This window comes from Pseudomonas sp. AC239, assembly GCF_979258545.1.
In genome coordinates this window covers 4873280-4892129 of the sequence record NZ_OZ409864.1, presented here as the reverse complement: position 1 = coordinate 4892129, position 18850 = coordinate 4873280, and the positions used below count along the sequence as shown (strand labels likewise).

General features: G+C 59.6%; 13 protein-coding genes. 8 read left to right on the top strand and 5 right to left on the bottom strand.

The window, feature by feature from the left end; all coding sequences use genetic code 11:
* Positions 1-31: 31 nt before the first annotated feature.
* Positions 32-1075: an Ldh family oxidoreductase gene (locus ACZ0AZ_RS22315; protein ID WP_463538161.1), complete on the bottom strand. Its 1044-nt coding sequence runs from the start codon at positions 1073-1075 to the stop codon at positions 32-34.
* A 231-nt stretch (positions 1076-1306) separates the two neighbouring features.
* Here ACZ0AZ_RS22315 and ACZ0AZ_RS22310 point away from each other — a divergent pair, with 231 nt between their 5' ends.
* Positions 1307-6178, top strand: coding sequence for a dermonecrotic toxin domain-containing protein (locus ACZ0AZ_RS22310; protein ID WP_463538160.1), 4872 nt, complete (start codon positions 1307-1309; stop codon positions 6176-6178).
* A gap of 72 nt (positions 6179-6250) precedes the next feature.
* Here the strand turns inward: ACZ0AZ_RS22310 and ACZ0AZ_RS22305 are convergent, their stop codons facing one another.
* Positions 6251-6520, bottom strand: coding sequence for a PepSY domain-containing protein (locus ACZ0AZ_RS22305; protein ID WP_129998693.1), 270 nt, complete (start codon positions 6518-6520; stop codon positions 6251-6253).
* A 153-nt stretch (positions 6521-6673) separates the two neighbouring features.
* Between ACZ0AZ_RS22305 and ACZ0AZ_RS22300 the strand changes: the two genes are divergently transcribed.
* A complete protein-coding gene (locus ACZ0AZ_RS22300) occupies positions 6674-7675 on the top strand; it encodes a FecR family protein (protein WP_415762527.1) in 1002 nt (333 codons plus the stop codon).
* Positions 7676-7728: 53 nt separating this feature from the next.
* On the opposite strand, the gene pvdQ is transcribed toward ACZ0AZ_RS22300, so the two are convergent.
* Positions 7729-10068 carry a bifunctional acylase PvdQ gene (pvdQ, locus tag ACZ0AZ_RS22295; RefSeq protein ID WP_463570672.1) on the bottom strand — a complete coding sequence of 780 codons (2340 nt, stop codon included), beginning with the start codon at positions 10066-10068 and terminating at the stop codon, positions 7729-7731.
* A gap of 243 nt (positions 10069-10311) precedes the next feature.
* Between pvdQ and ACZ0AZ_RS22290 the strand changes: the two genes are divergently transcribed.
* The gene (locus ACZ0AZ_RS22290; RefSeq protein ID WP_463538159.1) at positions 10312-10689 is read left to right on the top strand and encodes a fe2+ zn2+ uptake regulation protein; all 378 of its coding nucleotides are present in this window, start codon (positions 10312-10314) and stop codon (positions 10687-10689) included.
* 18 nt (positions 10690-10707) lie between these two features.
* Here the strand turns inward: ACZ0AZ_RS22290 and ACZ0AZ_RS22285 are convergent, their stop codons facing one another.
* Entirely contained in the window at positions 10708-10896 is a 189-nt protein-coding gene (locus ACZ0AZ_RS22285; RefSeq protein WP_039760509.1) for a hypothetical protein, read from the bottom strand.
* Between the two features lie 324 nt (positions 10897-11220).
* Here ACZ0AZ_RS22285 and ACZ0AZ_RS22280 point away from each other — a divergent pair, with 324 nt between their 5' ends.
* Genes ACZ0AZ_RS22280 through ACZ0AZ_RS22260 form a run of 5 tightly spaced genes read left to right on the top strand, consistent with a single transcriptional unit; the run spans position 11221 to position 18266 of the window.
* Positions 11221-12468 (top strand): MFS transporter, encoded by a 1248-nt coding sequence (locus ACZ0AZ_RS22280; RefSeq protein WP_129998689.1) that lies wholly within the window; start codon positions 11221-11223, stop codon positions 12466-12468.
* A 9-nt stretch (positions 12469-12477) separates the two neighbouring features.
* Positions 12478-13608: a LuxE/PaaK family acyltransferase gene (locus ACZ0AZ_RS22275; RefSeq protein WP_463538157.1), complete on the top strand. Its 1131-nt coding sequence runs from the start codon at positions 12478-12480 to the stop codon at positions 13606-13608.
* A 1-nt stretch (position 13609) separates the two neighbouring features.
* Entirely contained in the window at positions 13610-16012 is a 2403-nt protein-coding gene (locus ACZ0AZ_RS22270; protein WP_463538156.1) for an acyl-CoA reductase, read from the top strand.
* Between the two features lie 39 nt (positions 16013-16051).
* Positions 16052-17362, top strand: a complete 1311-nt coding sequence (locus ACZ0AZ_RS22265) for a phenylacetate--CoA ligase family protein (protein ID WP_463538155.1) — start codon at positions 16052-16054, stop codon at positions 17360-17362.
* Positions 17331-18266 (top strand): GNAT family N-acetyltransferase, encoded by a 936-nt coding sequence (locus tag ACZ0AZ_RS22260; protein ID WP_039760505.1) that lies wholly within the window; start codon positions 17331-17333, stop codon positions 18264-18266. Before ACZ0AZ_RS22265 ends, ACZ0AZ_RS22260 begins: the two co-directional genes overlap by 32 nt.
* 42 nt (positions 18267-18308) lie before the next feature.
* Here the strand turns inward: ACZ0AZ_RS22260 and ACZ0AZ_RS22255 are convergent, their stop codons facing one another.
* Positions 18309-18836, bottom strand: coding sequence for a hypothetical protein (locus tag ACZ0AZ_RS22255; protein ID WP_039760503.1), 528 nt, complete (start codon positions 18834-18836; stop codon positions 18309-18311).
* Between the last annotated feature and the right edge of the window lie 14 nt (positions 18837-18850).

Sequence of the window (18850 nt, the reverse complement as noted above, 5' to 3'; positions counted from 1 at the left end):
AAAAAAAGGCGAACCTTGCGGTTCGCTTTTTTTATGCCTGCGCAATCGACTCCCCCGCCATTTCGCGCAACTGCCGTAACGTTTGCTCATCCAGGGCGATCCCTTGTGCCATCGAGCGACTGCGCTGCAGATGCCGTCGATCCCCCGGCAGGCGCTTGAGCCCGACGCCGTGCATCTGCCGCACCAGCTCCTCGCTGCGCTGGGCAAAACTCTGTCCTGCCGCCTTGTCCGGGTCGATCACAATCAATAGCTGACCGGTCCACGGTGTTTTCGCGCCGGGATGATTGGACCAATCGAACTCGAAGGAAAAATTGCCGCCGGTCAACGCCGCTGCCAGCAACTCGACCATCATCGACAGCGCCGACCCCTTATGCCCGCCAAACGGCAGCAACGCCCCGCCCTCGAGAATTGCCTTGGGATCCTGGGTCGGTTGGCCGAGGCTGTCGACACCAATTCCGGCCGGGAGTTTTTCACCTTTGCGCGCGGCGATCTGCACATCGCCATGGGCAGTGGCGCTGGTGGCGAGGTCGAAAACAATCGGCGCGGCATTGGCCCTTGGCGCGGCGAAGGCGATCGGGTTAGTGCCGAACAACGGCCGGTCGGCCCCATGAGGTACGACGCAAGTCATGCTGTTGACCACGCTCAACGCCACCAGGCCTTCATCGGCAAACGGTTCGACATCTGGCCACAGTGCGGCGAAATGGTGCGAGTTACGAATCGCCAACACCGCGATCCCGGCATGACGGGCCTTTTCCATCAGCAGCGGTCGGGCCGCGGCCAATGCCGGCTGAGCAAAACCATTGCCGGCATCGACGCGGACAAACCCCGGCGCAACGTCTTCCACCTGGGGTACCGCATGGCCGTTGACCCAGCCGCTTTGCAGCGTCGAGACATAACCGGGCATACGGAACACGCCATGGCTATGAGCGCCATCACGCTCGGCGCCGGCGCAGTTGGCCGCGAGCACGCGCGCCACTTCGCTGGAAGTGCCGTGCCGCAGAAATATCGTTTCAAGCAATTGCGTGAGTGCTTCGAGGGATAACGAGGACGAGCCCTGATCGTGTGGCGCAGACATCTGAAGCTCCAGAATGATTATTGGAGGGAACAACAGCGTACGGTCGTTTTGCCCACCGATTAACTGCGCCCGGGCTGTCGGCTGTCAACCCTTGGGTTGATCGACCCTGCGGTCGCCGTCCGGATGCACATTCAGCGTTGGCGGGTGCGGTAACTGAATACCGCAAGCGTGGCCGGCCGCGGATTTATGGTTGAGTCCCTGCCCGATGGCGCCCCGTTCAGAGTCCTTATGATGTCCAGTTCGCCCACCCCACTGTTGTTTCCCGACATTTTGAGATCCCCCGGCCTGCATCCCGGTCTGGCCAAAGCGCATGGTCTGAACAGCAAAGACTTCAGCTGGCTGGCGCATGTGCGGCTGGCGACCCACGCCCTGCGCAGTGAACAAACCCCGCCAATGCTCGCCGAGCGCATTTTGCTCAACGCCGAAAAGCAATCACCTGTGCCGCTGGCTGGCAGTTTCGTCCTTGGCACCGGACCGGATGACGGCGGGGTGTTTCTCTATACCCCCTACGACGGCTTGAAAAAATTCAGTGACGATCAGGCGCTGACGCAGGCGTTGCAAACGCGCCTGGACAACGCCGATGAAGAGGACGATCTGCTGGCCTTTCTCACGGTATCGATGCGCAAGGAGCTGGTGGAAAAACGCGGCATAACCATGACCCGCGAAACGATCACAGGGGATGTGTTCGACGACCAGTCAACCGCCATCAAAGCGCAATTGGGCGCTTGCGCGAACGATATGCTGGACGAGCTCAAACGCCTGCCTTCGCTCTCCAGCATGTTGCAAACCATTCTCGATGCACAACTCGAGACGCACTTTGGCGACCTGCAACAATCGGCAACTCGGGTCAGTTTTTACCCGACTACTGCGCAGACCGCCGGTGAAGTCAGGCAGCCAACCCAGTCGCTGTCGCTGAGTGAAGCGCTGCTGCACTTTCGCCGGCAGGGCTGGCCCCGTGGCCAGACCGTCGAGTTTTCTCACCCCGCCAGGTCAGCCGCCGCAGATGACCAGTCAGCCTGGTCAACTGCGATCAAGTCTGCATCGGGCAAGCTGACCATTCTGCTTTTTCGGCAACTGGAAACGTATTGGAATGCCGCCTCATTCGAGGGCTCCTCACGACGCGCGTTCTTCAGTCGGACGCTGCAGGATCAGGCCCGTGCGGACCTGATGATCAAACGTGAAACGGAAATCCTCTCCGCTGGCGAGTTCGATGCCCTGCATACCTTGATCTGCGAGCCCGCCGTGGCGGTGCAGCGTCCGACCTTTGAAACAGTGTGTTTAAGCGAAGAGACGGCTTCCGTCGAGTTGGCCGGCTCGCTGATGATCAACCACGACAAGGCTTACCTCTACACGCCCAGCCAAGGCATGCAGGTGCTCACAAACTACGTCGATCTCCAGCGAACGCTGACTGCCAAGCTCGCGGCGGTTGGCCATGAGGACGAACTGTACGGGCTGATGAGCCTGGAGGAACGCAATCGCTATCTGGGTTTCACCCACGCTCGGGTATCCGGTGAAAACATCGCCGGCGAGATCATGACCACGCTGTTCGAGGCGATCATTACCAAACAACGGCAGAACGTCGAATTTGCCTTGCAGTGTTTTCGCCAGAGCGAGCGTGCCACCGACATTCATGCGCTGTTCGACAAGGCGCTGGATATCCGCTCGATGATTCACCAACGTCTGCTCAACATTGACGTCCACGCGCGCTGGAGCACCCGACCGCTGTTTTCCAGTACTCCACCGGCCTCGCGTGTCCAGGCAGACAAGGCCAGGCAACTGACACGAAGCCTGAACGCCACTTTGGACAGTCTCGCCAGCAGCTTTGCAGATCAGCCAACCCTGACCGGCGACGATCAGCGAGCCTTTGTGCAAAGCATTCGCTGGAAGCTGGCGCGAGCATTCGAGGATGGCCTGCGCAGTGAAGCGCAGATGCGTGGCCTCAAGGATTCTTCGCCAGGTATTGACCGCAAGATTGTCGAAACCGTCTTCGATGCGAGGCGCACGACACGTAACGATCGTCAGTCAATCAACGGTTTCCGTCCGGACGCCTGGTCACTCTCGCTGACCTGCTCTGGCCAAAGCGGTGCGCTACCGCTTGCGTATTGTCTGCTGATGACCGAACGCGGAGGAATGGATAACGCGCATTCCGGGCACTGCGTGCTCTGGACACCGACCGCAGGCCTGGAGTCGTTCAAAGACATCGACACTGCGCGCACGCAATTGCAACGCCGACTGGACGACAACAACCAGAGCCACACACTGTTGGAAAATCTGCCGCCAGCGCAACGTCGACTGGATCAGCAATACACGCTCAGCACTTTTCAATTGATCGAAAGCAGCGTCGCAAGCGAGCGCATGCAATCGGCCATTGAACATTACCTGGCGGAGTGTGAGCTGTTGCGCACGTGTATCAAGGACAGACAAACGCTTGCAAACTTCCTGGACTGCATGAAAACCAAGGGTATCAATACCAATCTGCGTCGGGCCATTGACCTTGCGCAAACAGTTTCCACTCACCTGGACTACCCCGACTGGTTGCGCATGGCGCCCATAACAGAGCAACGCACACACCTTGCGCTGCTGGATGAAGTGCGTCGCGCGTTTCTTGACGGCAAGGATTTTCTCGACGACGTTCCGGCCTTGGCCACCTATGTCGAGCAGACCCTCAAAACATTGCTCGACGCCAGATTTCCCGACAATGGGCTAACGCCTCAGGACATCTTGATCACGCCCAACCTGACCCTCGCCGGACCTGCATGCGATCTGTTGGAGTTTGCCCTGCATCATTACAACGTTGTGCAAGGCACCGGTTTCAAAGTGGCCTCGAAAACCGCCACGGTATTACCGGAAAAGCTTGACCCGGCCGCCGTGCGCCAACTGTTGCAGTCGCTGGAGGTGGCCACGACCTACACGAGCAAAGTGACCGAAGCACTGACAGCGGACAATGACGCTGCGCGCGCGCGCAAACAACGGTTCTTCCGTCAGTTGCCCTGGCAGTTGATCCAGCACGCACACGCGTTGAAGTTACAACAACAACTGTCAGATACCGGCTACGACTATGTGTGCCAGGTGCTCGATATGCCGGACGGGATGGCGCGTACGATGGTCGAGGGTGCCGATGCGATTGTCAGCCCCCTGGCGTTGATCAAAACCGCGCACGCCGATCCCGTCGAGGCGCTGGGCATGTATGTCTTCGGGCCTGGCGCAGGAACAAGCGGCCCACGGGTGCTCTATGCGCCCTACTCCAGGTTCGTATTTCGCGAGTTCGAGAATCAGAGCCAGTTGATCGATGCGCTGAACACTCCCGGGCATTTTCAGGATCTGGTGATCCGGCGGCTGCCGGTCCCCCAGCAAAGTGTCTTCAAGAATTTATTGAACACCACAATCGGCCAAACCAGCGAAATCACCCTTCAGGACACCGCCATCAAAGGCAATGCACTGGAGCGATTCCACAAAGATACCCTCAGCCTCTTGCCGCGACTGCTGAGTAGCCAGCCGCAGATCAACGCCCAGTCCGATTGGGAAGCAGCCAAGTTTCTGTTCAGCCACGGGGGCCGCCTGGTTCCGCATTTGCTGCCAGGAAAACTGGCGTCGCTGTTTTTCCTCTGGAAAAGCTACCAGGACTTCAAGGAGTCGGCCGATGACCTTCAGGATCATCACTGGGCCAACGCTCTCAAGAGTTTTATTGCCGGTGCCATCTCCCTGTTGAGTCTGGGGCGCGTGGCTTGGGATCCGGAGCGCGAAGGCGCAACGTCCGAATTCGCCGCTGAGCCAGTGTCAACCTCGTCGACGCCGACTAAGACCCGAACAGAGACGCCGGTGAAGGCTGTCTCGCGCTGGTCCAGAGTCCCGCCAGCGACGTCCTCTCGCGCCAATCTGCAACGCTTCGAAACTGCCACCGCGCTGGAAGACCTCAAGCTGGAGAGCAATAAACTGGTGTACGCCGACGCGTCGAAATTGCATAGATACGCTGCGATTGCCGGCAAGGTCTATCCGGTAGCGCAATCGGATAACGCCTGGTTTGTGCGCAAACCGGATGGCGGCGAAGGGCCGGCGCTTGAACAGAAAAATTCCAGGCTGGTTGTTGCACGCCCAGGCCATTCCATCCAGCGCTGCCGATCAAAACGCGGCAAGATGCAGCAAGAAGAAGTCGAGCGCAGCCGCTCAATCCTGATGTACGTTCAGGCCCAGGGCATGACACAGATCCATCGGCGATATCCGGCCAGGGCCTTCGTCATACAGCAGGCAGTCGGCCGGGCGCGAACCTATGCCCTGAACTGCCTGCATAACTTCGTCGTGCATCGCGACAACCTGGGTGGCACCCGGGTAGAAACAGTGCTCAGGCAGTTCTTCGAAGTGCCACAAGTGACTTCCTTCCTGCTGCGCAAGATCGAAAAGGTGATTCTGCCGATTTGTCGCGAGCTGACCGATCCGAAAGACGATCTGCTCTATACCGAACGGTTTTTCGCCGGGCTCAATGCCTACTATGACGACGACACCGTGGCCTTTGTGTTCAAAGAGGACAAGCGACGGATTGTCCACCTGACCGAACATTTCTTTAATCCGGACATGGATGCCTATACGCCTGTGTTGCCTGCCAGGTTCAACGTTGATTCCCACGCTCGTGCGGTCACGTTGATCCACGAGCTGTCGCATCTGATTTGCGACAGTGAAGACTTGGCTTCCGTCGAAGCGAGGGCGCCTTACACGAATCTCATTGACACGACTTCCTCGGACGGGCAGCTGATCAAAGCCGACCTTGAACGTCTGCGCAAGTCCCTGTCGAGATCTACGCCGCCGTCGCGTTTGTTCACCGGAATTGGCCCGAACGGGAAACGGATGGATCTGGACCAATTGCCACTGCAGATCAACGAGTACAAGAAGCTTCTCAAACTGACGAAAACCACAACGCTTGCCGATGCCCGCAAAGTTTTTCGCAATCCGCTTGGGGTTGAGCCGCGCATCGAGGTGATTCTGGCCAATGCCGACTCGATCGCGCTGCTGATCAGCGAACTGGGGCAAGGCCTTGATCCGCTCCCGGCGCCTATTCCCTTACCGGCACCTGAAACAAGCGGGACATCATCCCCGCCGTCATCTTCATAAACGCTGTTACAAAAAATGCGCTGGCTCGACGCCAGCGCATTTCGTACATACAGCAAAGGTTGTAACGGTGCGTTAATCCTTCTGATCACGCAGCACGTTGCCCGACGCCCCATCGATGCGGAATTCGTAAACGCTGCCATCGGCCTTGCGCCCTTCGCCTTCCCAGTAACCGTCATTGTCGGCACCGATCTCATAGAGCTCGACATAACCGGCCTTGGTCTTGGCGACTTCGATGGCTTTTTCGATGGTGATCCAGCCTGCGCCTGGCTTGTCCGCGAGAGCGGCACCGGCGCTGAGCAAACCGGCGGTGGCAATCAGGGCTGCGAATGTCTGTTTGATCATTTTTTCACTCCATTTATGGATAGTAGGCAGTTGCTTCCTGTTTTTTTGGGCGCCACAGGGAAAAATAAGTTCCACGTTGATGGGTAAATGCCATGACGGATGTTCTCGGCAGCCTGCCGGCGAGGTTAGAATGAGCGAAATCAGGACGAGTCAATGACCCAAGACACTCTCTCGGAAGCCGAATACGATGCGATCACCGATGCCGCCGCGCACTGGTGCATGCGTCTGCACGCCGCTGACTGCACGGACGAGGAGCGTCGCGCATTCCAGGAATGGCACGATGCCCATCCCCTGCACGCCTTCGAATACGAAGCGATGCAGGAAATCTGGGAAGTCGCCGGGGACCTGCCTCGAACCGAACCGGGGGAGCTGGTCGCGCAACGCAAACCGTCGCGTCCGTGGCGCAAGTTCGCGGTCATCGCTGGCACCTGTGCGCTAGCCTTGCCACTGGCGGGCTACAGTGGCTGGAGTCTGGGCTGGTTGCCCGACAGTTATCAGCATTACGCCGCGACCGACAGTGTGCGTCATGTCACCCTGAGTGACGGCAGCCAGCTGGAACTCAACCTGAACACCGACCTGACCTTCAGCAATTACAAACATGAACGTCGCGTGACCCTGAACAAGGGCGAGGCGTTTTTCCATGTCAGTCACGACACCGTGCATCCGTTCGTGGTGCGCGCCGGCGAAGGCAAGATTCGCGTCACCGGCACCCGGTTCAATGTGTGGATGTATGAAGATCAGGTTCGCGTGAATCTGGTCGAAGGTTCGGTGCTGGTCAGCAGCAATCGTGATCTGCCGGGTGACGGTTTGCGCCTGACGCCTTCGATGCAGGCACGCTACCGGCATGGCGATTACGCCCCGCAAATCAGCCAGACCTACCCTGGCGACACCTCGCTGACCTGGCGCAGCGGCCGACTGGTACTCGACAACCTTGCCCTGCACGACGCCCTGCCGCTGATCAACCGATACCTCGACAAACCGTTGATGCTGGCCGACACCGGTACCGGCGCGATTCGCGTGGGCGGCGTGTACAACATCAAAGAGATGAGCAACCTCGCCAACAGCCTGCCGAAAGTGCTGCCGGTCTACCTGACCCGCAACAAGGAAGGCAACCCGGTGATCAATTCGATGCCGCAACGCCCCTCCAAAAGCTGAAGGCCGCGTCCCTTGCGGGAGGCGGCCTTCGTTTGTTTCAGGCGATGACTGTTCTACTGCGCTGCCACTTTCCCTGCCTGATCCTGCTTGATCGTCTGAACCTGATATTGCGGATCCGCCTGGATCTGTTGTTCGGTGAACGGCAGCAGACTCCACTGTTTCTTCGAAAACGCCTCGGTCTGATCACGCGAATATTTCGACACCGGGTCACTGGATAACGAGAACGCCAGCAGCCCTTGGGCATGTGGGCCTTTTTCGTCGAAGCTCACCACTTGCAGATAGCTGGTGCCGCTGACCACCTCAAGTTTGCCGTCCTCACGGGGCACGCTTTGCATCGCGTTGTAGATGCCCAGCGTACCCGGCCCGCCATGAATCGGCGTTTGCTGGCCGCCGCTGCTGACCACCTGGATATCACCCCAACGCATGTCTGGCTTCAGGCCCATTTTTCCGACCTGCTCGACCGACGCCAGCATCGCCTCGCGCAGCGCTTTGGCAACCGCCGGTTGCTCGACCGCCAGACCACGCGGCGTGTTTTGCGCATCGGCGGGATTGAATGCCACCCGCCAGATATCCGGTGATTCAAGCAGCGTTTGCATGATGTTTTGAAAATGCACCAGACCAAGCCCGGCATCCAGATTGGCGCGGCTGTCCCAGGCTTTGAGGCTGGCGCAGGCCGGCTTCAGCGTGGCCGCATCGCTGCCCAGATTGGATCCGCAGAACCTCAGCAGATCCGGCATGACCTGCGCGGCCAGATAAACCTGATCGTCCATCACCATGTGCTGTAGATCCTTGACCGCCAGTGGGCCTTTTTTTCTCAGGTCAGCCAAACGATCAAGGGCGAATCGCGAGCGCAGGCCGAGCGGTTGGCCGTCCTGGCTGATCAGCGGCGAATAACCAGCGAGCGGCTGCGCCGGGTTGGCCAGCCATGCCGAATCGTTGGAGTGCTGGACGAAATCCTTGCGCAGCAATTGCGGTAGCTGGCTGGAAGCGAATATGCCCTTCTGCGCCGCTTGCGGATCGATATCCCAGGCACAGCCGCTGTTGGAGCCGTCCAGCACGATCATGCGCAGACCGAGGCGCGGGTCGCTGCACTTGGCCAGTTTTTCCACGCTGACGTTCGGCACCACCGACAGGTTCATGTACAGCGTCTGCCCCTTGTCATCCACTGCAAGGGTATTGACCCACGGAATGCCCTGTATCTGCTGCACCGCGTCTTGCAGATCCTTGAGATTGCCGGCCTGGTTCATCGCATACCACTGTTTGAGCACGCGATCATTTTCCAGGTTGGCATCGCGCAAGCTGTAGGCGTATTGCTTGTCCCAATCGAGCTTGCCCGGCCATTGCACAATCGGCCCGAATTGCGAACTGTAAACATCGCGGGCCACCGGCACGACCTGGCCGTCAGCCTGCCTGACCTGCACGGTGACCGTCTGTTTGCTCAATGGCAGCGACTTGCCGTCCAGCAAATACCGGGTCGCATCCTTCGGATCGAGTTGCAGGCGATACAACGTGAAGTGCTTCGACGAATCGACGGTGTGGGTCCAGGCCAGATGCTGGTTGAAACCGATGTTGATCATCGGCAATCCCGGCAAAGCGGCACCCATGACATCGAGCTTGCCGGGAATGGTCAGGTGCATCTGATAGAAGCGCATGCCGCCGACCCACGGGAAATGCGGGTTGGCCAGCAACATGCCGCGGCCGTTGAACGAGCGCTCGCTGCCGACCGCCACGGCATTACTGCCACGATCCAGGGCGAAACGCTGCTGACGTGCGTCGGCCAACTGGAACGCCTCGGTGCCATGCTGGACCTGAGCAGTAGCTTGCGGTGGCGTCGCGCCAGCCAGGGCTTCAGCGAATTGGCCCACACCGCCTTCAACCAGTAGGCGCCGCGTCAGCTTGACCAGATCCTCGGCGTGGATATCACGCACCCATTCACCCTGGCATTGCTGCGGCAACCCTTGCGGACGGCGTTCAGCCAGATAACGGTTGTAACCGGCGGCGTAACCCTCGACAAGATCACGCACCTGAACCGGTTGCGCCTGCCAGAATGCGTTGACCGCCTCGGGTGTGTTGAGCCAAGTGAAGAACACATCACTGACACGGTTTTCCCGTTGCTCGACCGTGAACTGCTCGGGACCGAAATACCGCGAGCGCTGACCATTGACGGTGACTATCTCGTTAGCCAGCAGGCACAGATTGTCCTGGGCGTAGGCGTAGCCGATGCCGAAACCCAGACCGCGTTCGTTCTCGGCGCGAATGTGCGGCACGCCAAACGTGGTGCGGCGAATGTCCGCGCGGATGTCCGCAGACGGACTCAGCGCGTGGGCCGACAGGCTCAGCCCGAATAAGGTGCCGGCAATGGCCAGCCCGGTGAGTTGCCTGGAAATAATCACGCTCGCTCCTGATCGATAGGTCGATTGCCCCTGCGTCCACGCGCAATGAGCCTGTCGAAGAAACGAAGCTGAGGAAAAAAATTTAGCGGGCAATCCAATCAGGCAAGGCCGGCATCACAAGGCCGAGACGAATTTGCGACGAAATTTCTACATCTTTTCTTTCATGATTTGTCGAACTGAAACGTCTTGTTTAGAGAGCGCAACAAAACCTTTCCCGATCTGGCTCTGAAAAGGAGTAATCGCATGTACAACTCGCAACTACCATCGGACGGTAGCCAGACGCCACAGAGCGTTTCCATGAGTTCGCACACCGGCAATTTCACCCAGCGCTGCGAACGCCCGGGCAATGAGCGTATCCGGGTTCTGCTGAAGAGTTTCGGCCTGCGCACCAGCCTGATTCGCTTGAAGGTCATCGACGCCCTGTTGGTGGCGGCACAGAGCGATCGTCGTCTGGGCGTGCGAGGCGTGCATAGCCAGTTGCTCGATCTGGACGTGCCGTTGTCGTTTCTCAGCGTGCGCGAAGTGCTCAAACGCTTGTGCGCCGAAGGCGTGATCACCTTCAACGCCGACAAGAGTTACAGCCTGCACCCGCAGGCTGCGGCGGTCCTCAACCACGATTGAGGCCCCGGGGGCTCGCCGTCAGGGCTTGACCTTGCGGCGCATCACGCCGTTGATTACCACCACCACGACCGCCACGCCGATCGCCACGTACTGGAAAGTCTTCTCGGTGATCATGCCGGTGTTCTGCAGCCAGGACAGGCCCAGCATGATCGCCAGGACGGACAGAGCGATCAGAATCGAGTAAATCAAGCGTTGCTTCTGGGTCATTGCGGTTTCCTGAAACATTGGAATGTATGCGCTTGCCGGGGTAAGCGGGGCCTCATGTTACCGTCACTGAAGGTTTTTCGCTGCATGACCGGCCGACCCTGAGGCTCGGACCGCTCAGGCGATTGGCTGCAAACAATGCCCGCACCGTCGCGGGCATTGTTGTTTCTGCGTGAGTGGCAGCCAGGTAACCATGTTTGCCGCCGCGCCAAACGTTTAAACATTCCGTAAGTTTTTGAAATCTGCTGACGCAGCAAACGCCTAGGTCCGCCGTGCGTCTGCGCCTAGGCTCTGCGAACTTCCTACAACTGATAAACAGGGATGTTCATGCAGAGAACACTGATAAACATCGGCCCCAGACAGGTAGCAGGTTTCTGCCTGGCGTTGACCGCTTTCGAACTCCTCACCTACATGGCCAGCGACGTGATCATGCCGGCGATGCTTGACGTCACGACCGAGCTCGAGGCGGACGCGCGGCATGTTCCCAATGCCTTCAATCTCTATCTGTTAGGTGGCGTCTGCCTGCAATGGCTACTGGGCCCCTTGTCCGATCAATTCGGGCGCAGGCCACTGTTATTGATCGGCAGTGCGCTCTTCGGCGTGTCGTGTGCTGCAGCCTTTTTCATTGGCAATATCGAAGCTTTCAACCTGTTGCGTCTGTTGCAAGGCATGGGGCTGGGGTTCGTTGTCGCGGTCAGCTATCCGGCATTGCAGGAGGTCTTCTGCGAAGCCGACGCCGTCAGGCTGATGGCGTTGCTCGGCAACGTTGCGTTGTTGTCGCCGCTGCTCGGCCCGCTACTGGGAATCCTCTTGCTGGAATGGCTGAGCTGGCGGGGAATTTTTCTACTGCTTGGTCTCGCAGCGGCGCTGGTCTGGTTCGGCCTGTTGTTGTGGATGCCGGAAACCGTTGGCGTTGAGCGCCGCGATGGCCGACGCACTCCCGCTGTGCCCTTCTCCTGGCGCCTGACTTCTCGCCGCTACGCAACGCTGTTCAGCAATCCACGCTTCCTCTGCGCCAGTCTGGCGCTAGGCCTGATGAGTCTGCCGCTGATCGCCTGGATCGGTCTGGCACCGTTGCTGCTGGTGCGGGTGCTGGAACTGTCGCCGCTGGAATATGGCCTGTGGCAGATTCCGGTGTTCTCGGCAGTGATCGCCGGCAATCTGCTGCTCGACCGCTTACTCAAGACCCGCTCGTTGCAGCAGTTGATCCTGCTAGCTCTTTGGCCGTTCTGTCTGGGCCTGCTGCTGCTGACCGTATGCGCATTGTTCGGGGCCGGACTTGGACCCGTGGTGGCTAGCCTCGCGTTGTACGCCGTAGGGTTGGGCATGAGCAATGCAGCGGTGTATCGCCTCGCGCTGTTTGCCAGTGATGACAGTAAAGGTCTGGTCTCGGCGCTGACCGGCATGCTCTCGATTGCCGTCATGGGCCTCGGCGGTTCGCTGATTGCTGCCATCGGCGGCGGCAGCCGTCTCGAGTATTTCGCGCTCTGGGCCGGACTCGGCGGACTCATGTGCCTGCCTTTGATCTGCCGGCTCCTGCAACCCCCCACGCCTGATGTGGCCTCGCCTCGATAAGGAACATTGATGACTCATTTACCCTATGCCGACGCGGTGTGCGCGTTGCCGCAACCCTATTGCCTGACTTCCGCCCCGGCCGATCTGTTCGATCGGGCGATGGCTGAAATCAGCCGCTTTCACTGCGAACACACGCCCGGTTACGGCCACTGGCTCAACGCCCATGGACTGTCGCCGCAAGACCTCGACAGTCTTGATGACTGGTCACGGCTGCCGCCGATTTTTGCCAGCTTCTTCAAGCAGCACCTGCTGCTCAGCAGCACTGCCACGGACGCCCTGGAACTGACTTCGTCGGGCACCAGCGGGCAGAAAAGCCGGATGCGTTACGACGAGCGCAGCCTGGCGCGGGCGCAATTCATGGTCGCGCGAATCTTCCGCCATTACGGCTGGGACGCCCCGGACACACCGTGCAATTACCTGCTGCTCAGCTACGAACCGGAAGGCCGCATTACCCTCGGCACTTCGTTCACCGACCAGTTTCTGTGTCGGTTCGCCCCGGCCAACCGGGTGGTCTATGCCTTGCGCAACACCGGTAGCGGCCACCAGTTCGACGTGTTCGGGGTGATCGCCGCGTTGCAGTCATTCGCTGAAGAAGGTTTGCCGGTGCGGATCTTCGGTTTCCCGGCGTTTTTGTGGCAGACCCTGCAACGCATGCAGGACACCGGCGTGCAGGATTTGCAAATGCCGGCCGGTTCGCTGGCCTTTTTTGGCGGTGGCTGGAAAACCCACGCCGCGCAGGAAATCCCCAGACAGCAGCTCTACGCCCATATCCATCGGCAACTGGGCATCGAACCCGCTCGCTGCCGCGACGGTTACGGCGCTGTCGAACACGCCGTGCCTTACATCGAATGTGCCCATCACCGCTTTCACGTGCCGGTGTATGCGCGGGTGTTGATCCGCAACCCGGCGGATTTTTCCCTGCTGCCCTACGGCCAACAAGGCCTGCTCGGCTTCGTTTCGCCCTATATCTCCTCCAGCCCCGCCCATGCCGTGGTCATGAGCGACCTGGCGACGCTGCACCCGGGCGCAAGCTGCGGCTGCGGATTGACCACCGACTGGTTTGAACTGCACGGCCGCGCCGGGACCACAGCGGGCAGAAGCTGCGCAATGGCCGCCGCCGAATTACTGGGAAATCACTGACATGTATCTGATCAATGGACAACTGCACGACAGTTACAGCCTCGACCAAGCGCTGCAAGACCTGCAACAGGCGCTGCCGCACCGGTTGGCGACGGCACTTGAAAGCGGCACGGTCATCCAGGCCGTGACGTGTTTTGCCCGGCAGCTGCGTAGCGCGGCCACCGATTTGCCGCTCGACAACCAACAACGGCAAGCCTTGATCGATTTCTGCCAACCGCAAGCGCTGAGGCACAAGCGCCAGCGCGAACTCGGCGCCGATGCCGATTCGCTGCGCCGTATCGATTATCGCCAGCCACGCTTCGAAGCCTGGCGTGCGCTCGGTCTGGTGGTGCACATCACCCCCGCCAATGCGCCGCTGCTGGCGTTCTGCGCAGTGGTCGAAAGTCTGCTGGCCGGCAACGTTAACTGGTTGCGGCCCAGCCGCAGCGATGGAGGCCTGACGGCGCGACTGCTGAGCACATTGGTAGCGTGCGATGCCAGCGGGCAACTGGCTGGTTATGTAGCGGTGATTCCAGCCAACACCGGCGAGATTGGCCTACTGTGCAAGCACGCCAACGGTGTCGCAGCGTGGGGTGGCGAAGCGGCTTTGCAAGCCATTCGACAGCAACTGGCGCCGGGTTGTCGCTGGATCGACTGGGGACATCGCATCAGCTTCGTGTATCTCTGTGCGCAAACTGCCACGGCCGAGGCGCTCGACGCTGTGGCCGACGAGGTCTGCCGACTGGATCAGCAGGCCTGCTCCAGCCCGCAATGGTTGCTGGTGGACAGCGATGATCCAAAGGTTTTGCGCGATATCGGTGAACGCTTGGCGCAAGCGTTGAAGCGCCGCGCCGCACAATGGCCCGCACTGGTGCCGACACTGCAGGAAGCTTCACAAATCACCACGCATACGCAGGTGGCCCGCCTCGGCCAGAGTTTTGCCGGACACACCGGCCAAGTCTGGAACGGCCCAGGCTGGCGGGTGATCTGGAGCCATGATCGGCAACTTGCACCTTCACCTCTGTTCCGCAGCGTGTTGCTGCACCCGGTGCCACAGGCCCTGCTGACCGCCACCCTGCTGCCATGGCGCAACGTGCTGCAAAGCTGTGCTTTGGTGTGCGCGCAATCGCGCATTGTCGAATTGACCCATGCACTCATCGGCGCCGGGGTCACGCGTATTGCTCCGATCGGCAGCATTCACGACGGTTACGCAGGCGAACCCCATGACGGCGTCTACGCGCTGCAACGTCTGAGTCGCCGCGTATCGGTGAGTCTGGCGGCGACGCAACTGCCGAATCAAGCCTCTCTCGATACAGCGTCATCACCCGCGAAGCCTGGCGCTGCGATCATGGACAAAGCGGCTTTCGTCGCCCAGCCCGTCAACGATCAGGCGCAGTTGTATTTTCGCTCCGGAGGCAGCAGCGGCACCCCGGCGCTGGCCGGCTACAGCTATCGCGACTTCGATCGGCAGATGCGCGCAACCGCAGATGGCCTGTTCGCCGCCGGTCTCGATCCGGCGCGGGATCGGGTCATGAACCTGTTTTTCTGTGGCGGGCTGTACGGCGGTTTTCTCAGCTTCGGCAAAGCACTGGAATGGCTCGAAGTGACGCACCTGCCCATGGCCGCGCCTACTGATAACGACTATCGGGAAATTGCCCGACTGATCATCGACCAGCGGGTCAATGTGCTGGTCGGCATGCCGGGCACGCTGCATCGCCTGTTCCTCAACGAGCAGGAGCATTTGCGTGCTTATGGCGGGGTCGAAAAAGTCTTTCTCGGTGGCGAGCACGTGAGCGAACAGAACCGTGAATTGCTGCACAGTTGTGGCGTGTCGACGATCCGCTCGGCGATTTACGGCAGCGTCGATGCCGGCCCGATTGGCCATGCCTGCCAGGTTTCAGCGGACGGAGTTTTCCATTTGATGAGCGATATCCAGCAACTGGAAATCGTTGCGCTGGATGAAGATGTCGCGGTGGTCGACGATCAAGTGGGTCGGCTGCTAGTGACTTCGCTTGCCCGTGAAGGTGGCCAGCGCGTGCAGCGTTACGAAATCGGCGACACCGGGCGCTGGCTGCCGGGTGTCTGCGCCTGCGGGTTGCAGTCGCCACGTTTCGAACTGCTGCAACGCCACGGCACGCTGCTGCGTATTGGCACCGACTTCATCTCGGCAGGCGAGCTTTCTGCACGGCTGCAGGCACCAATTCAGTTGCACCTGGACCACACCTGCGACGGGATTGAGCGTCTGCAGTTGCACTGCGAACTTGCAACTGACGTGGTTAAAGCCCGGCTCGCGGATTATTCAACTCTGAATACGGTCATCGACAGCGGCTTGCTGGTCATGCAGACCCGACAATGCTCGCCCGCCGATTTCATTCAAAACAAACACAGCGGCAAGACGCCACTGGTCATCGACTCGCGCCGCTGACGTTTGAGCGCAAGTCAGATCATTCAGGAAGAACACTTTGTGAAAATAACCCAACCGATTCGCGGACTGATGAGTTTTGCCCGCCAGCATTCACGCTACTACCAGAACTGTCTCGATGATGTTCCCGAGGCAATAAACTCACTGACCGAACTGCCTTTGCTTGATCCTGCGAGTTTCTGGATTGGCAGCGAGAACCTCGACCAATGGCCGGTACTGACCGCGCCGATCGGCTCGGCGGTGGTTTTCAAGACCGGCGGATCCACAGGCAGCGGCAGGCTCTCGGTCTACACCCGTGCCGAATGGCAAGCCACCGTAGAGAATTTCGGTCGCAGCCTGAATGGACAATTCAGCCCGGGCGACCGGGTCGCCAATCTGTTCTTCGCCGGCGACCTCTATGCCAGTTTTCTGTTTATCCACGATTCACTGGCCCATGTCGATACGCCGATCACCGAGTTCCCGTTCAGCGGTGAAGTCGACCCGCCGAAGCTGGCCGATGCCATCGCGCAACACGGGATCAACGTGCTGGCTGGCGTGCCCGCGCAATTATTGACCTTCGCCAGTTGGTTGGGGCAACGCAACCTTGTATTGCCTCGGGTTGATACAGTGCTTTACGGCGGGGAGAGCCTGTTCGCCTCACAGCGTCAACGCCTTGCGCAAGTGCTGCCCGATGCACGCATCGCCTCCATCGGCTACGCCAGCGTCGACGCTGGATTTATCGGCGCCAGTCATCGCGACTGCGAGGAAGGCGAACATCGCACGCCTGACGGCCACGTCCTGCTGGAGATCATCGATCAGCACACGGGCAAGCCGATCGAGGCCTGCGATCAACACGGCCTGCTCGTATTGACAAACCTTCATCGGCGCTTGATGCCGCTGATCCGCTATCCCGTGGGAGACCTGGCGTGCTGGCGCGAACCGATCGGTGCGCCGCAACGCAAGTTCGCCCTCAGGGGCCGCAGCGGCAACAGCCAGCGCGTGCGCGTCGGCATCCTGTCGCTGATGACGGATGAAATCAGCGAAACCGTAAGGCGCACTGCTGGCAGCGACGACTGGCAATTGTTGATTGAACAGGCCGACGGCACCGACGTGTTGACGTTGAAATACGTAGTCGAAGAGCGATCAACACAGATCGATAACAAACTTGAGGCCCGCTTGATCGAACGTTACCCGCAGATCATCCACCTGCGAAGCGCTGGATTACTGGAGCTACGTATCCAGAGCTGCCGCTTCGAGGATCTCGCGCGCCACCCTCGCGCCGGCAAGAGCCTGCCGATCGTCGATTTACGCTGCTATGAGCAACATGACGGGGAGGTGCCTGATGGAATCGCTGATCCTGCGCAATTACCGTGAAAGCGACGCCGCCGCCGTCAGCGAACTGTTTCGCCAGGTATACGGCGACCATTACGTACAAAGCGACGTGTATCTGCCGTGCCTGATCAGTCAGAACCATGCGAAAAAACGCTGGCACTCGCTGGTTGCGGTCGAGGGAGAACGGATACGTGGTCATGCCACTTTGTACAGGCAAAGCGAGGCATCGTACGACGCTGAGCTGGCCTTGAGTGCCGTCCATCCTGACACCCGTGGGCAGAACATCGCCACGCGCCTGGGTGAGCAATTGCTGACTCACGCACAGGCGTTGGGTTGTCGCAGCGTTTCGATCAAGCAAGTCACCCACCACCCTTACACCCAACGCATGGCGATCAGCCTCGGGTTCCATAACACCGGACTGCTACCGGACTATGTCCGCTCGCCTTTTGGTTGCAAAAAACCGGAGTCGATCGTTTTGGGCGTTCGGGCGATCGATGGCTACCAGCGGCCGTTGCCTGACCAGGTCTGGCCTGCCAGTTGTAGGCCCTTGATGGAGCGTCTGACGGCCGTGTTCGGCATCGGAGCCAATGCTGGACGCTGGCGCGGGGCCTCGGTTCAGGTTGAACAACACGGCGATCGCCACGAAATGCTCCTGGAAAAACTCGATCTGGAACTGCTGAACCAATTGCGCTCGCTGCCCGGGCACTGGCTGATTTCGATTCGCCTGCAGCTGTCGCGACAATTTGCCGGGGATCTGCACAGTCTCAACGCCATTGGTTTTGTCTTCACCGGTCTGGCACCAGCGCAAGACAATCAGGGCGGCTGGCTGGCGTTGTTCCATCGCGGTTTCCGCCCGCGCAGACTGGCCTTGCACTGCGCGTACATGCAAGACCTGCATGCTCAGACGCAACGGCAATTTAGCGTTCGTGATTTATCGCCGGTCTGAACGTGCGCAATACAAGGCTGAGCCCGCTTCATGCGTGCGGGCTTATGCCTTGGCTTTGATGCCACTGTCCGACGGCACGGCGGCATTGCCTTCACCGTAAGTCTTGAGGTTTTGCAAGACGTAAATGGCTTTCTTGAACTCGGGAATCAGGCTCTTGCCGTAGTAATTGCCATTGAGACTGTTGGTCTGAATGGCATCGAGCTGCGTGGCGAAATATTCCAGCGCGTTGAACTTCGCCTCCGGGTCTTTCTGCACGCCGAAACGGTCGAATTTGTCGCCGGCATTGAGCAAGGTGATCGAGGTGATTTCGGAAATCAGGCCGCGCCCGCGCAGGAACTCGCTGAGGTTGCCCAACTGCTTGACGGAAACGTTGGCCGGGTCGAAACCCTTGATCTGCTTGCGCAAACCCTGTTTGTCCATCTCCGCGACATTCAGTGCATTCGGATCGTTACCGACCAGGGTCAACATCTGCTGCACTTTGACGCTCTGCGAAACCTGCTTCTTCGCGCCGGTATCACGGACCATTACGCCCGCCTTGCTTTCCCAGGCGCCGGTATAGCCGATCGTCATGCGAGGATTCCTTG